The 15,751-nt window shown below is 67.9% G+C and carries 7 protein-coding genes and 1 pseudogene; 4 read left to right on the top strand and 4 right to left on the bottom strand.

The genetic code is table 11. From position 1 onward, the window contains the following. Nucleotides 1-628, bottom strand: a pseudogene (locus QH283_RS29800) (sensor histidine kinase); the annotation flags it as partial. A 214-nt stretch (nucleotides 629-842) separates the two neighbouring features. Here QH283_RS29800 and QH283_RS29795 point away from each other — a divergent pair. Continuing rightward, nucleotides 843-1,280: a DUF6223 family protein gene (locus QH283_RS29795; RefSeq protein WP_280506240.1), complete on the top strand. Its 438-nt coding sequence runs from the start codon at nucleotides 843-845 to the stop codon at nucleotides 1,278-1,280. Nucleotides 1,281-1,442: 162 nt separating this feature from the next. Beyond that, nucleotides 1,443-2,957, top strand: a complete 1,515-nt coding sequence (locus QH283_RS29790) for a sulfatase-like hydrolase/transferase (RefSeq protein ID WP_280506239.1) — start codon at nucleotides 1,443-1,445, stop codon at nucleotides 2,955-2,957. Between the two features lie 122 nt (nucleotides 2,958-3,079). Here the strand turns inward: QH283_RS29790 and QH283_RS29785 are convergent, their stop codons facing one another. Genes QH283_RS29785 through QH283_RS29775 form a run of 3 tightly spaced genes read right to left on the bottom strand, consistent with a single transcriptional unit; the run spans nucleotide 3,080 to nucleotide 7,147 of the window. Then, nucleotides 3,080-4,486, bottom strand: coding sequence for a serine/threonine-protein kinase (locus QH283_RS29785; RefSeq protein ID WP_280506238.1), 1,407 nt, complete (start codon nucleotides 4,484-4,486; stop codon nucleotides 3,080-3,082). Nucleotides 4,487-4,526: 40 nt separating this feature from the next. Then, complete coding sequence (locus tag QH283_RS29780; RefSeq protein ID WP_280506237.1) at nucleotides 4,527-5,177, bottom strand: hypothetical protein; 651 nt, start codon at nucleotides 5,175-5,177, stop codon at nucleotides 4,527-4,529. Nucleotides 5,178-5,179: 2 nt separating this feature from the next. Continuing rightward, on the bottom strand, nucleotides 5,180-7,147 hold the full coding sequence (locus tag QH283_RS29775) for an N-6 DNA methylase (RefSeq protein WP_280506236.1): 1,968 nt from the start codon (nucleotides 7,145-7,147) through the stop codon (nucleotides 5,180-5,182). A gap of 377 nt (nucleotides 7,148-7,524) precedes the next feature. On the opposite strand from QH283_RS29775, the gene pglW reads away from it, so the two are divergent. Together pglW and pglX are read left to right on the top strand one after the other, a co-directional pair. Continuing rightward, the gene (pglW, locus tag QH283_RS29770; protein WP_280506235.1) at nucleotides 7,525-12,027 is read left to right on the top strand and encodes a BREX system serine/threonine kinase PglW; all 4,503 of its coding nucleotides are present in this window, start codon (nucleotides 7,525-7,527) and stop codon (nucleotides 12,025-12,027) included. Continuing rightward, the gene (gene pglX, locus QH283_RS29765) at nucleotides 12,024-15,683 is read left to right on the top strand and encodes a BREX-2 system adenine-specific DNA-methyltransferase PglX (RefSeq protein ID WP_280506234.1); all 3,660 of its coding nucleotides are present in this window, start codon (nucleotides 12,024-12,026) and stop codon (nucleotides 15,681-15,683) included. The genes pglW and pglX overlap by 4 nt, the downstream gene beginning before the upstream one ends. Nucleotides 15,684-15,751: the final 68 nt, after the last annotated feature.

The raw sequence follows: 15,751 nt of genomic DNA, 5'->3' as shown, positions 1-15,751 counted from the left end.
GGACCTCTTCGCCGGGCTGGGGGGCATGGTGCCGGGGGGCCTGGTTTTCCTCTTTTATGACCTTTTTTTGTGGGGTGTGCGTGTCGTGCTGTTCCCGCGCTTTGTGCCGCGGCTCGTGGGGGGCGGGGCGGCGCGCGCTCGCCTCCCTGGTGCGCTCGGCCTCGTCGGCCCGTTGTTCGGCTTGGCGCAGCGCTTCCCCCGCCGCACCGGCCGCCACCAGCCACGCCAGCTGGAGAGCGTCTCTGGCCTGTGCGAACGCCTCCCCCACGGCCCAGCCGGGGTGCGAGATCAGCATCGCGAACGGCAGCGTAGCCACCATGAGCACCGAACCCGCCACCGCGACCAGACGGTGTCCCGCTCGCACCGTGGCGTACACGGCGACCAGAAACGCGACGGCGGGCACCTCGAAACCGATGGCCTGATATCCGAGCACGCACAGCCCGGTCACGGCGAGGACGGGAAGCGGAGCCCGGCGATGCGCTGCCGATACCAGACCGCCGAGGACCACAAGCGTGTAACCCAGCGCGTCGAGTCGCGAGGCCGGGTGTTGCCCGGACAACGCGGCGATCAGCAGGACGGCGGTCACGCCGACGGCGATCGCCCCCGCTTCGATCCGTCCGCCGCTCATGCGTGCAACCCTAGCCAGATGACGGCGCGAACAGATCCCGCTCACGGATGATCGTCCGGCTACCGCACCCGCGGTGGTCCCGCGGGTGCCTACGACGTCCGCGGTAGTGCTACGGCAACAGCGGCAGCGCGAATCGTCCTCATCCGCGGGATGTTTCGCGGCAGGTCGAGCGAACAGGATGAGTGAGGTCCAGTCGTTCGACGAAGGAGCACCCATGTCGGTCCGTCATCTCCCCGCCGCCACAGCAGCGGCCGCGCTCGCGGTCCTCGCCCTTGCCGCACCGGCGGTCGCACAGTCCCCGGCCCTGCCCGCCGCCGCTGTCACCGGCATGACATCCGGGCGCATCGGGCCCTCCTCGACCGCGTTGGTGGCGCTGTTCGGGGTGGTGGTCGGCGGGTCGGCGCTGGTCCGCTCCGCGGCTCGTCTCAGCGCGCGCAACCGGGTGACGAGGGCTGTGATCGCCCTGGTGGCGGGGCTGATCGGCCTGGTCGCAGGTGGAGTGCTGGCGGCCACCGCCGACGGTGGTCCCGGAACCGGCAACGGGATAGTCGCGTCCTGGGCGGCCAGGGCCGCGGGGCTGGTCGGCGTGATCCTCGGCGGGCTGGTGCTGACCCGCTCCCGATCCCCGCGCCGATCTCGCGGTGACCGATGACCTCCCTGCCGACGCGCGGCCACCGGAGCACGACTCCCGGTGTCGCGGATTTCCGCCGGACACACCCCCGCTGACCACCGGTTTTCCCGTATCCGACCTCTAGGCTCGGCGGCGACCGCGCACCACCACGCCGACGTTCGTCGAGTTCAGAGGGAGTCCGGGTTGTTCATTCCGCGTTTCGCACGACGAGCATGCACCGCCTCCATCATCGCCCTGGCGGCGTCGACGCTGGGTGTTCCCGGTGCGACGGCGGAAATGGACCACCGGCCGAATGTGGTGTTGATCCTCGCCGACGATCTGGATGCGCTGACCACGCCGGTCTGGCAGGCGATGCCCTTCACCGCGGAGCTGATCCGGGATCGCGGGATGGAATTCGCCAACGGCTTCGCGCCGCTGCCGATCTGCTGCGGTGGACGGTCGTCGATGCTGACCGGGGAATACGGGCACAACACCGGTGTGGTGACCAATGACGGTCCGGCGGGCGGATTCCGGGCCTTCCGCGCCAAGGGCAACGAGAGCCGGACCTTCGTGAAAGCCCTGCACGACGGCGGGTACCGGACGGGAATGGCGGGCATCTATCTGCACGGTCTCGAACACTCCCCCGGTCACATTCCACCCGGTTGGGACGACTGGCATGCCGGCGCCGAGACATCGCTCTACACGGGGTACAACTACACGCTCAACGAGAACGGCCGAGCCGTCGAATACGGCGAGGCGCCGGAGGATTATCTGACCGACGTCGTCGCCGAGAAGTCCCGGCGATTCATCACCGACTCCGCCGCCTCCGGGCAACCGTTCTTCTGGTACGCGGCCTCCACCGCCCCGCACGCGCCGCTGCCGCCCGCACCGCGCCACCTCGCGGAAACCGAACCGGCCGGCGTGCCGAAATCGCCGAACTCCCTGGAAACCGATGTCTCCGACAAACCGGGATGGCTCACGCGCAGCGCCGACGCCCGCACCGAGGCGCTCGAGGCGACCAACGACGCCGATTACACCGACCGCCTCGGTGCGCTGAAAGCGCTGGACGAGATGGTGGCCGATATCGTGCGCACGCTCACCGACACCGGCGAACTCGACAACACCTACCTGATCTTCACCTCCGACAACGGATACAACCTCGGCGCGCACCGGCTGAACGAGAAGATGGCCCCGTACGAGGAATCCCTGCGGGTGCCGCTGGCCATCGCCGGCCCCGGCATCGACAGCCGGTGCACCGCCGCGATGGCGCTGTCCATCGATCTGGCCCCGACCATTCTCGAATGGGCCGGGCTCGTCCCCCCGGACCGAATGGACGGCCGCTCGCTCGTTCCCGTGCTGAACGGCGAGACCACCCCGTGGCGAACCGATTTCCTCGCCGAATACGGCGGCGCCGGATACACCGGCCGCGACGGTGTCGCCCAGGAACAGGTCCTCGCCGCGGAAACCACCGCCGACGTGCTCGACATCCCGTCCTGGATCGCCGTCCGCGACGAGCGTTGGCTCTACGTGCGCTGGTACGAGCGGGAGCGGCCGATCGAGGATCGCGAACACGAACTCTACGACCTCCGTAACGATCCCTACCAGCTGAGCAATCTGCTCGACTCCCCCGAGAGCCGCGCCGCGCACGCCGACGTCGTGGCCGGACTCGATCGCCGGCTGAGCGAATTGCGCACCTGCTCCGGGGCGAGCTGCCGCTGAGCGCTTCGTGCGAGGAGGTGGGGTCAGCGAGGACGAGGATGCCCTGCCGCGTGCGTACCGGGTGAGTACGCTGTGCCCGCGCGCAGTTGTCCCCGGGTGCACGGTTGACCGCTCGGTTGGCGTCAGCCTGCTTCGATCCCCCTGATGAGGGTGGCCAACTCGACGACCCGCCGGTCCTGCTCTCCGTAGCGAGCCGACATCTGCCGGTGGAGGCGTTGCAGCCTGGCCACCGCGGCATTCTGGTCACCCAGATGGATGTCGCAGGCTGCCAATCGACGTTGGCAGAGCATCACCTGTTCGTCGTAGGGGCCGCGCTCGGCGGTGAGTTCTTCGACGAGATGGCGATAGCTCTCTGCCGCCGCGGCGTAGGCGCCGTTCTCGAAGCGCAGTTCGGCGAGCTGCAGGCGCGCTTCGATGACGTCCACATCGCGGGACCCGAAGACGGGGACGGCTACGTCGATCACCGTCTCCAGGGCGCGAAAGGCCGGGGCATAGCGTGATTCGTCGGCCAGATCGCGTGCATATCCGATGGCTCGTCGCAGGTCACCGCGGCTGATGTCGTCGCCGGAGGGTAGTTCCACCCGTTCCGGCGCCACCACCGGCTCCGCGGACGTCGAGGCTTTCCGAACCTCGCTGCCTGTTCGGGTCACGGCCTGCGCGTACAGGAACGCGGGCCCGTACTCGTCGTCGATCTCGGGCAGCATGTCGAGCCCGCGCGCATGCCGGAGCAGGACGGCGTGCACCGTGGCGGCGTCGGCCGGCCGATGTTCCGTCGATTTGGCGACCATGCTCATGATGAGTTCGGCCATGTCGAGCGGCACCTCGGGACAGATCTCACGTATGTCCGGTGAGGGGCGGTGGACCTGGTTCTGCCACACCGCATACGGCGTGCTGCCGGTCATGACCCGATCTCCGGTGAGCAGTTCGTGCAGAACCAGGCCGAGTGCGTAGAGATCGGTCTGGGCAACCACCGGCCTGCCCTCGACCTGCTCGGGCGCCATGAACGCCGGAGTTCCGAGGGTGTGACCGGTGCTGGTGTAGCGGGTCATGTCGCCGTCGAGGACGACGGCGAGTCCGAAGTCCACGACCTTCACGGTGCCGTCAGCGCACAGCATGAGGTTGGAGGGTTTCAGGTCGCGGTGGTAGATGCGATGTCGATGGGTCGCCGCGAGCACGGCCGCGACCTGTGCCCCCAGGGCGGCCACCACTTCTGGCGCGAGCGCCCCGTGTCGCTCCAGCAGTTCGGCGAAGGTGGCGCCCTCGATGTACTCCATCACCAGGTAGGGACGGCCGGGGTTGCCGGGGACGGTTCCGGCGTCGTGGATGACAGGCATGCCCGGATGGTGAATTCGCGCCATCACTTCGGCCTCGCGGAAGAAGCGATTGGTCCAGTCCGGCTCGTTGTCCAGGTTCTCCTGGGTGAACTTGACGGCGATACGCCGTTTCAGGTGCCGATCGAATCCTTCGTAGACCTGTCCCATCCCGCCGGCGCCGATCTGCCCGACCAGTTCGTATCGGCCCCCGACCACCCGCGGTTGCACTGCCGCTCCCTCCGTGGCTCCTGGTCGTTCACTCACCGTCGCGGTCGGCGGCGGTCGGCAGCAGGGTTCCCGTGGCGAGCCCATCGACGCCCGCGCGCACCACGCGTTCGATGCTCGCACGCCGACGCCGCCACGATGACTCGAGCTCCAGCAAATGCCGGAAGGCTGCGCCCCGGCAACGCTGCTCCTCCAACGATATCCGCGGCACGCGAACCTGATAGAGATCGAACGGCTTCCCGTCGGCGGCCTCGAGCGCGGCTCGCAGCACACAGGCGAGAAACCATGGATCCAGCGTTTCCGGGTGTCCGCGGAGCAGTTGGATGCCGGGCCCCAGCAGCACGCCGTCCCGGTCGCAGACGCGGACAGCTCCGTCCGCGCCCATGACCATCAGGACGTCGCCGGCACGAACCGTCAGCGCGCCCGTGACCTCGGCCGAACCCCGACGAGATGGTGGGCGGTCGAGCCGGACGTCTTTCGCGGTCAGCATCGCGACCGAGCCGCCCCCGACCCCGACCGTCGGCAACGATTCGCGCACCGACAGCGCCGTGGCCTCCACCAGATCCTCCACCGCGACCGCCCCGGGGCCCGTCGGCGCCCTAACCAGCGGCGGCGGCAGCACGAGGGGCTCATCGAGCAGCGCCACCCGGAGTGCGGTGTACTCATCTGCTTCGTCGGACATCCTCACCCCGCAGTCGTCGGATCGACGGGCGTCAGCACACCCGCGGTCAGGCCGGTCGTCAGCAGCTCGGAGATTTCGTCGGCCGCACCGAACGCCGCTCCGGCGGTGATGCGGAGCCGGAACAGCTGCCGGAAGAGGGCTCCGAACCTCTGCTGTTCCGCCAGCGGCATCACGGGGAGACGAAGCCGCGAGGGATCGAAACGCACGGTCGACGTTCTGGTCGCGGCGATGTTGTCGTTCCCGGTCAGGAATCCGGCCACGAACCACGGATCGAGCTGGTCACCATCGAGACGCAGAACGTGGATGTGCGGGCCGAGCAGCGCACCCGCTTCTTCGGGACCGGCGACCCCTGCGCTGCGAGTGCCGCTCCGGTCACTGCGAACAGCCGGGATGAGGACGTCACCGGCGTGCACCTCGATCTCCGCGGCGGGCCGTATCGACTGCACCGTGCCGGACGGCGCCGCGCCGGTGGCCACGTCGGGGGCCGTCAATACCGGGCGGGTGTCACCGGTCTCGCTCTTGTCGCTACTGCCGGGCTGGGAACGGATCCATTCCAGCTGACCGTGGGCGGCCAGATCGGCCACGGTCACCAACCGCCACGTACTGCCGCCCTCGGCGAACTCTCCCTTGATCCGCCCGACCGTCCCCGCGAGCTCCCGGGCCGCGGCGCCCAACGTATCGAGGGCGGTTCCGAGCTGATCGGCGATCGCCCCGCTGTCCATGGCGGACCGCACGTACCGGGCGGGGGTGAGATCGACGTCGTCGTCGAGGACGTCCACCGGTCGCACGACCGCCGCCACACCGGATGCCTCGGCGCGCTCCGGCTCGCCGGCGTCGAACGCACGCCACCGTTCCAGGACATCGGCGCCCAAGCTGTCCCAATCCGTTCGTTCAGCACCGACGGCAGCCATTGCCGTGGTGTCGACGAACAGCAGCGCGTTCGGCGCCTCCGCCCCTGGCTCGGGTTTCCGCACGATCCAGATCTGCAGACCGACATGCCAGGGCGGCGCAGCTCCCGGTGGAAGGCCGATGACAGCTCGCAGCGCCCCGGTCCTGACCAGATTCGCCCGGATCTTGCGGCCGCCCATCCGGCCTGCGACCGCGGGTGGCAACAGCACCACGGCATCGGCGCCGGGACACAGGTGAGCGATGGCATGCTGTACCCAGGCCAGTTCCGGCTCACCGCGCGGCGGCAGACCGTAGTCCCATCGGCTGTCGAGGGCGAGTTCACCGGACCCCCAATCCCGTTGGCCGTAGGGTGGATTACAGAGAACGGCGTCGAACCGCCTGCCGTCGAAAGCATCCGCCAGCAGACTGTCGCCCGAGCGGATCTCGGCGGTGACCGAGGGCTCGGCGGAGAGCATCAGCCGGGTCCGTGCGACCTGCACGGGCACGATGTCCTGGCCGCAGACCTGTGAGGCCCCGGCTTCGACAGCAGCGAGCAGCAACATCCCACTTCCACAGGCGGGATCGAGCACCCGCGCTCCGGCGCCGACAGCCGACAGCCTCACCATGAGATCGGCGACTTCGGGTGGGGTCCCGTACACCCCGGTGGTGGGCGTCCCTTCCATCGCTCGCTCCGCGAGGATGTCGAAGGCGACTCGGACCCCGTCCGTTCCAGCTGTCCGTACCACCGCCTGCGCGACTCCGGTCGCGAACTCCCTGTTCGCGGTGGAGATCTCGGGGGCCTGCCAGCCCTCGTCGGTGTGATCGAGCGCCTGGAGGACCTCGGCGACGGTCTCGGGCGCACGGGATCTCACGAGAGTGCGCAGCTCGGCGGCCGGCGACTCCGGCACCCGTACTCCGTGTTCGGTCAGCCAGGACTGGACCTGCCCCAGGTCGAAGAGCGGGCGTGTGTCGGTCCCGGCGACCGCGCGAGGGAAGTCGTCATAGCGACGTCGCCAGTTGCTGACCGTCGCGCGGGTGACACCCGCCAGTCGCGAGATCTCGGACGCACTGACCTCCGCCACATCTCTCCTTTCCCACCGCCTGAAGCAACACTGACCTATGCGTGAGCAAAGTGCAATCCAAGACATAGATTGACAATGCTTTCGCGCCTCGATACGGTTTGCTCACTGCCGTACCCGATCGGCCGGAGCAGCGGGAGACTGCCAACCCCTCCGGCGCCCCCCCTACGAGCCGCCCTCCGAACCGTCACAGACGAAACGAAATCCTCGTGCGCACCGATCCACCCCGTAGACCGGCACCGGAGTTCTTTCCATCGGTCGGCAAGCCCCCCGAGACGTTTGCGGGGCAGGCTAATGTTTGCAGCTACGGATCGCACCATCAGCCGCCCGCGCGGCGTTCGGGCGGTCGAGGTGACGACGAGGACGGGACTGCGCAGCGTATGGACGAGGGTCGGTGGACGACGGTCACCGAGTCGAGTTTCGAGCACGAGCGCCGGGGGCTGGAAGCGATCCGGGCGCAGCTGCCCAACGCCGACCCGTGGTTCGCCTGGTCCAACTTCACCTTCACCGCACGCACCGGCCACGTGCGCGAGGTCGATCTGCTGGTGGTCGCCCCGAACGGCGTCCTCATGGTCGAACTCAAGGATTGGAACGGCAAGCTCGACGCCGAAGGCAGCGACTGGGTGCAGACCACACCCCGCGGCGACCGCCGATTCCATCGCAACCCGCTGCATCTGGTGAACCAGAAGAGCAAGGAGCTGGCCGGTCTGCTCGGCGACGCCGGCGCGCGAGTGTTCCTCGGCGCGGCGGTGTGCCTGACGAACTCGCAGTTGCGCTTCGACCTGCCGGTCGGCGACCGCGCGAACACCCACACGGTCCGCGAGCTGGTCGACCGCCTGCACGCGCCGGTGCGCGACGCCCGGCACCGGATCGACCCCCAGCGGGCACGGGCGATCAAGAAGGCGCTCGAACAGGTCGGCATCCGGCAGAGCAATGCCGAGTTCACCGTCGGGCCCTACCTGCTGGAACGCAAACCCATGGATGCTGGGCCGTCCTGGCAGGACTATCTCGCCACCCACACCGAGCTGCGCGATCGGGCGCGTGTGCGCGTCTACCTGCGCGAGCGCGGCGCCGACGAGGAAGCCCGTAAGTCGGTCGACGCGGCCGCACGCCGCGAAGCCGCGGTGCTGCGCCGATTCCGCCATCCGGGCGCGGTGCAGCTGGAGATGTTCGACCCCTCCGGTCACACGGCGGGTCCGGCGCTGATCTTCCGCTACCACCCGGAAACCCTGCACCTCGACGACTACCTCACCCGCCACGGCGACCTCCTCGACATCGAGGACCGGGTGGCACTCGTGCGCCAGCTCGCGGAAACCCTGCGCTCGGCCCACTCGGGACGCCTCTACCATCGCGCGCTCGCCGCCCGCTCGATCCATGTGATTCCGCGACCGGGCTCGAGCGACGCCCAGCGCTGGCGCGCCCCGCACCTGCAGATCTCCGACTGGCAGGTGGCCACGCATCGCGCGGCGACGACCGCAGCCACGATGACCAGGCATGCCCCCACCCTGCTCTCGCCGCAGCACCTGTCGGCCGGATCGGACGCCTACCTCGCCCCCGAGGTGTCGGCCCCGGCGCCCGATCCGGTGGCCATGGACGTCTTCGGCCTCGGCATGCTCACCTACCTGCTGGTCACCGGCAAGCCGCCCGCGGCTTCGCACACCGAGCTGCTGGCCCGCCTCGAGAGCGGTGAGGAGCTGCGGCCGAGCGCCCTGGTCGACAACCTGCCCGGTGACGTCGACCTGCTGGTCGCGGCGGCGACCGACTTCCAGCCGGCGCGCCGGTTCCCCTCCATGGACGACTTCCTCGAGGTCCTCGCCGATGCAGAGGAAGCGTTGGCGACCTCCGACCAGGAGGAATCCGGGGCCGACGACAAGGATCCCCTCGAAGCGGTCCGCGACGACGTGCTCGGCGGCCGCTGGCAGGTGCTCCGCCGCCTCGGCACCGGTTCGACGAGCCGGGCGCTGCTCGTGCGCGACCTGCAGGCCGACCCCGCCGATCGCAACGCCCGCCCCTATGTGGTGCTGAAGGTGGCACTGTCCGAGGAGCGCTCGGAGCTGCTGAAACGTGAGGCAGCTGTGCTGGGCGGACTGCGACGGCACTCGGGGGTCATCGATCTGATCGATCCCGGTGTCGTCACGCTCGGCGGTCGCACCACTCTCGTCCTGGAATATGTGGGCGACGAGGCGAACATCGACAGCGACAGCAGCCGCGGCACCGGGGACGGCAAGAACCGCCGCACCGCGGAGAGCGTCGCCCGCGAACTCCGTGAGAACGGCCGCCTCCAGCTCGGGCGCCTCGAGACCTACAGCGACTATCTCTTCGCCGCCGTCGATTTCCTCGAAGGCGAAGGCGTCTGGCATCGCGATCTCAAGCCGGACAATATCGCCATCCGGGTGCGCCCCAACCGCACCCGCGAACTGGTACTCATCGACTTCTCGCTGGCCGGCTACCCCGTGCAGAACACCGAGGCGGGCACCGACGGCTACCTGGACCCGTTCATCGGCACCCTGACCCGAAGCGTCTACGACGCCGCCGCCGAGCGCTACGCCCTGGCCGTCACCCTGCACGAGATGGCCTCCGGCGAACTCCCCCGCTGGGGCGACGGCAGCGCGCTGCCCCGCCAACTCGACGCCACCGAGTTCCCGTATCCCACGGTGGCGGCCGACGCCTTCGACCCGTCCGTGCGCGACGGCCTGATCGCCTTCTTCCGCAAAGCGCTGCATCGCGATGTGTCGCAGCGGTTCCCGGATCTCAAGCCGATGCGCGACGCGTGGCGCAAGATCTTCCTGGACATGTCGCGCTCGGTGCCCTCGCGGCCGCTGAGCACCCATCCCGAGCCGTCTGCCGAGGTGGATGTGGTGACGCCGGAGGAGCAGCGCAAGCGCTTCGCCGACGAGGCGACCCTCGAAACCCACCTGTCCCAGGCCGGTCTCACCACCGCCACCGAGCAGTTCCTCTACGGGCTCGGCGTCAACACCGTCGCCGAGTTCCTCGACTACGGCCGCGGCAGGCTCATCAACGCGCCCGGCCTCGGCGTCCGGGCGCGCCGCGAGATCCAGGATCGTCTCCGGGAGTGGACCAAACGGCTCGGCAAGGACGAACCCGCCCCGCTGGCCGCCGCGGCGCGCAAGGAGGCCAAGGCCGAACTCGACGCCGCGAAGTCCGAGCCGGGCGCGGACCTGTTGCGCACCCTGAGCCTGGACACGCTGGCGACCCGTTTCGTGCCCGAGCGCACGAAGCCCAACGCCGCCAAGGTCGACGCGGTGACCCGGCTGCTGCGCATCCCCGGCGTGGGCGATCTGCCGGAACTGGATGCCTGGCCCACGCAGACAGCGGTGGCCGAATCACTGGAAGTCACGCCCGCGCGGGTGGCCCAGCTGTTGAAGACGCAACGGCAGCAGTGGAAGAAGGATGCGGCCGTGCAGGCGCTGCGCGAGCAGATCCTGGAGTTGCTTGCGGACTTCGGCCGGGTCGCCTCCGCCACCGAACTCGCCGACGCCCTGATCGCGCGTCGCGGCACCCGGCTGCAGGAGCGCGCCCAGCGTCGCGCCCTCGGACTGGCGGCCGTGCGCGTCGTCGTGGAGGTCGAGCAGCTGGCCCCGGACGAGGCCGCTTTCCTCGCCATGCAGAAGCGCGAGTCGGGGGCCGCTCCGGTGGTGGTGCTGGCGCTGGAGGTGAACGAGGACTCGGCTCCCGACACCCCCGGTGGTCACGCTCTGGCCGACTATGCCCTGCGGCTGGGCCGCACCGCCGATCAGCTGGCCGCTCAGGAAACTCTGCCCACGGCGAGCACCGTCCTCGAACGGCTCGGCGCCATCACCCCACCACCCGGCGCGCTCACCCTCGACGAGCGCCGCCTCGTACAGGTGGCCGTCGCCGCCTCGCGGCACGCCGCCGTCACGCCCCGGCTCGAGATCTATCCGCACGACCTTCCCCTGGTACGTGCCGTGCGGCTCACCCAGGCGGGCCTGGTCACGCTCATCCCCGATCGGCCGTCGAATCTGCAGCCCGGCCTGAGCGCCGAGCGCGTGTTCGAGCGCATCCTCGCCCGCTTCCCGGAGCTGGAGATCTCCGGCAGCGACCGCGGCGCTCCCACCCCTGAGCTGACCAGGGCCCTGACCGAGGCCGGTTTCGACCTCGTCGTGGCCACCCACGCCGAGACCGGCGCGCAGCGGTACCTGCCGAGGAACGCCGATCAGCAGACCAGCTTCACCGCCTCCTCCCGGCACTGGTCGACCGTGGTCGGCACGCACGTGGCGGGTCGCTATTCCGACGACCCGAACGTCGCCAGGGTGGCGCGCACCGAGGAACTGCTGGCGGGCGCCGCCGTCCGCGACGGCTTCCGCGTGCTCACCGCGCCGACCCATCCCACCTCGGCCACCGAAGACGCCATTCGCGAGCTGCGCGAACGCTTCTCCGCACGCCCGGTCTCGGCGACCGCGCTGTTCCTGGCGAACATGCACGACCTGGTCCCCCCGGGCACCAAGCCCACCTGGGAGACCATCCTGCGCGCCGATATCGCCGAACCCGGCTCCCGCGCGGCCGTGAAGTTCCAGGAGTACACCCGCACCGCGTGGGGCCGCATGGAGCGCGAGATCGCCGACATGATCGCAGGCGAGGGACCGCTGCTGCTCACCGACATCCTGGTCTTCGCCCGCTACGACGCCATGGGTGCGCTCGGCCGGCTGGCCGAGCAGGCCCGCCGCGGCAAGGGCGGCCTCTGGTTGCTGTGCCCGCAATCCGATCCGCTGCGCCAACCGCACCTCGGCGCGGAGGCCGTGCCGTACCAGTCCGCTCTCAACGAGTGGATCTCCCTGCCCGAAGCGTGGATTCGCAGTATCCGCCGCACCGACGCCGACAACGAAACAGGAGTCACCGTATGATCGACCGTGCCGCTCTGCTCACCGACCTGAAGAAGCAGGTCACCGCGGCCGAGACCGATCTGCACAAGCAATTACGTGCCCTGCCCGAGGTCAAGGCCCGCCTGCACGATGAATGGGCACAAGCCAAGAAACTCAAGCGCACCGCCGCCACCGAGAACTCCTGGCTCGACGAACGCGTCACCCAGGTCGCCGTCGCCTGGGTCCTGGGCAGCGTCTTCGTCCGCTTCTGCGAAGACAACCACCTCATCACCGACCCCTACCTCACCGGCCCCACCGACGACCGCCGCGAACTCGCCCACGCCCGCTACGACGCCTACGTCGAAACCGACCCCGACCCCACCTACCGCGGCTGGCTCGAACACGCCTTCGCCGAACTCGGCACGGGCCAGGCAGGCAAACTCCTGTTCGACCCCACCCACAACCCCCTCTACCAGATCCCGCTCTCCCACGACGGCGCCCGCGAACTCATCGAATTCTGGCGCACCCGCGACGAACACGGCATCCTCGTCCACGACTTCACCGACCCCCTCGACGACGACGGCGTCACCGGCTGGGACACCCGCTTCCTCGGCGACCTCTACCAAGACCTCTCCGAAGACATCCGCAAGAACTACGCCCTGCTCCAAACCCCCGAATTCGTCGAAGAATTCATCCTCGACCGCACCCTCGAACCCGCCATCCGCGAATTCGGCTACACCGACATCAAACTCATCGACCCCACCTGCGGATCAGGCCACTTCGTCCTCGGCGCCTTCCGCCGCCTCACCCGCCGCTGGAACGAAGACCACCCCACCAAAGACCGCCACGAACGCGTCCGCGCAGCACTCGAATCCGTCCACGGCGTCGACATCAACCCCTTCGCCATCGCCATCGCCCGCTTCCGACTCCTCGTCGCAGCCATGGCCGCCGCCAACATCCGCACCCTCACCCAAGCCGCCCGCTACGACTGGCCCATCAAACTCGCCATCGGCGACTCACTCATCAAAGCCCGGCAGCTCGAGCTGACCTTCGACGGCGATCAGAACGACCCCCTCGCCGAACACTCCTACGCCACCGAAGACGTCCACGAGTACCCCGGCATCCTCGAACCCGGCCGCTACCACGTCGTCGTCGGCAATCCCCCATACATCACCGTCAAAGACAAGAGCCTCAACGAAATCTATCGCGAGCTCTACGACGCGTGTGCAGGAACGTATGCACTCTCAGTACCTTTCGCTCAAAGATTCTTCGAACTCGCCAAGCACGGCGATTCAGACGGACGCGGGTTCGGCCTGGTCGGGCAGATCACCGCGAACTCTTTTATGAAACGCGAGTTCGGCACAAAACTCATCGAAGAATATTTCGCACACAAGGTCGAACTAACCGAAGTCGTTGACACGTCGGGCGCGTACATCCCCGGACACGGAACACCGACCGTCATCCTCATCGGTACACGACGCTCAGGCAAGTCCCGGCGTCCCACCATCCGCACCGTGCGAAGCGTTCAAGGGGAGCCAAACGCTCCTAATAATCCGGCCGAAGGCATGGTTTGGCGAGCGATAGTAGATCAAATCAACCATGCGGGAACATTCAGCCAGTGGGTCTCAGTCGAGGATCTTGAGAGAAGTCGGTACTTCGGCAGGCAGCCTTGGGTGCTTGTCGATGGCGGTCTTGAGGTGATTGAGGAACTCGAATCGCGGGGCGCCAGCGAGCTAAGGTCGCTTGTATACCGTATCGGGTTCTTCGGTGACACCCACGCAGACGATGCATTCGCCCTGCCCTGCCACCGATCCATTACACAATATGCTAGCGACATGCACCTACGACATAGCTATCGCGGAGACGAGACCCGTGACTGGAATCTCCACGACGGCGAGCTGGTCGTATTCCCGTATGACCGGACCCATCGCCTACTCGAACAGTCCTGCCTGAGCGATACATTCATCCGGCATTTCTGGCACATGCGCACACTTTTGTGGAGGCGAGGCTCAGGAAACGGGAAAGACTACCTCACAACGGGAAAAAAATGGTGGCAATGGCATCAGCTCCCGCGTGACACTGAGGCCCATCAATGGGCAATCCCATTCGCATTTGTGACCACACATAATCACTTTGCCTTAGACCGAGATGGAAACGCATTCAATCGCTCCGCACCGGTGATCAAGTTGCCGGAGGGGGCGAGCGAGGAGGAGCATCTGCGGCTGCTCGGGCTGCTCAACAGCTCCACCGCCTGCTTCTGGCTCAAGATGGTGAGCTATCCCAAGGGCGGTGACCCTATGGGCGACTCGGGTGCCCGGGTCAGCGTTCACCCGTGGTCGGACCGATACGAGTTCACCGGAGGAAATCTTCAAGATTTTCCACTTCCGGCTACCTTCCCTACGACCCTCAGCGCTATGATCGACCGCTTGGCTCAGGAGCTGGCCGCATACGGCCCTGCTGCGGTATGCGCACATAGCCTGCCGACCGCATCAGCGCTGCGCACCGGCTACGAGGGCTGGAAAACCGCCAGGATGCAGATGATCTCCGCACAGGAAGAATTGGATTGGCAGGTCTACTCCATCTATGGACTAGCCCCCGAAAACCTGCATCTTCCCGAAGGCGCCGAGCTGCCTGCTATTCAATTCGGCGAGCGAGCATTTGAGATCGTCCTCGCTCGACGTATCGCAAATGGTGAGGCGAGCGAAGAGTGGTTTACCCGCCACGGCACGACGCCGATCACAGAGCTACCATCCCATTGGCCAGCGGCGTACAGAGAGATTGTCGAACGACGAATCGAAACGATCGAGTCGAATCGTGCGATCGGTATGATCGAACGCCCCGAGTACAAGCGTCGCTGGGCGACCGAGGGCTGGGACGCCATGCAGGAGAAGGCTCTGCGTGCGTGGCTGCTTGATCGTATGGAATCGCGTGACCTGTGGTTCGACGACAACAACCAGCCCCGCATCCTGACCCTGTCGCGCCTGACCGACCGCCTCGCCGCCGACACCGACTTCGTCTCGGTCGCTGCCCTCTACGCGCCCCACGCCGACCTGGCGAAGGTCGTCGCCGACCTGATCACCGACGAACACGTCCCCTTCCTCGCCGCCCTGCGCTACAAGCCCTCCGGCCTGAAGAAACGCGCCGACTGGGAACACGTCTGGAACCTGCAGCGCCAGGAAGACACCATGCCCGACGGCCACGAGAAGAACCGTTTCCGCGACGCCATCCCCGTCCCCCCGAAGTACACCTCCGCCGACTTCCTGCGCACCTCCTACTGGCAGGCCCGAGGCAAACTCGACGTCCCCAAGGAACGCTTCATCTCCTACGGCTCCACCAATGTCGCGACCCCCGACCTCTACGGCTGGGCAGGCTGGGACCACCGCGAACAGGCCATGGCCATCGCCATCCACCTCGCCGAACACAGCCTGTCGACCGAGGAGATCACCCCCTTCCTCGCCGGCCTGCTCGAATTGCAACCCTGGCTCGACCAGTGGCACAACGACATCGACCCCGACTTCGGCATCGCCCCCTCGACCTTCCTCGCCGGCGACCGCCGAGACCGACAAGACGAACACGGCCTCACCGACGAAGCACTACGCGCCTGGCGACCCCAACCCGCCACCAGGGGTCGGCGGAGCACGGGCACCACGAAGAAGCGTACGAGTAAGAAGGCCGCAGCCGCGGTGGAGAGCAACTGATGGATCAGCGTGCGCGGCTGCGGGGCCGCATCGGCAACAAGGGGCATGTGGGCGGGTGCGGCTACGGA

The sequence above is a fragment of the Nocardia farcinica genome, from assembly GCF_029867845.1.
Classification (GTDB): Bacteria; Actinomycetota; Actinomycetes; order Mycobacteriales; family Mycobacteriaceae; genus Nocardia; species Nocardia farcinica_A.
Note: the sequence above shows the minus strand (reverse complement) of the source record. Positions and strands in the feature narration are given on the sequence as shown.

Excerpts from the sequence above, each read along its gene's own strand:
- QH283_RS29795 (WP_280506240.1), top strand. The coding sequence starts at position 843 with ATGTCGGTCCGTCATCTCCCCGCCGCCACAGCAGCGGCCGCGCTCGCG.
- QH283_RS29780 (WP_280506237.1), bottom strand. The coding sequence starts at position 5,177 with ATGTCCGACGAAGCAGATGAGTACACCGCACTCCGGGTGGCGCTGCTC.
- pglW (WP_280506235.1), top strand. The coding sequence starts at position 7,525 with ATGGACGAGGGTCGGTGGACGACGGTCACCGAGTCGAGTTTCGAGCAC.
- pglX (WP_280506234.1), top strand. The coding sequence starts at position 12,024 with ATGATCGACCGTGCCGCTCTGCTCACCGACCTGAAGAAGCAGGTCACC.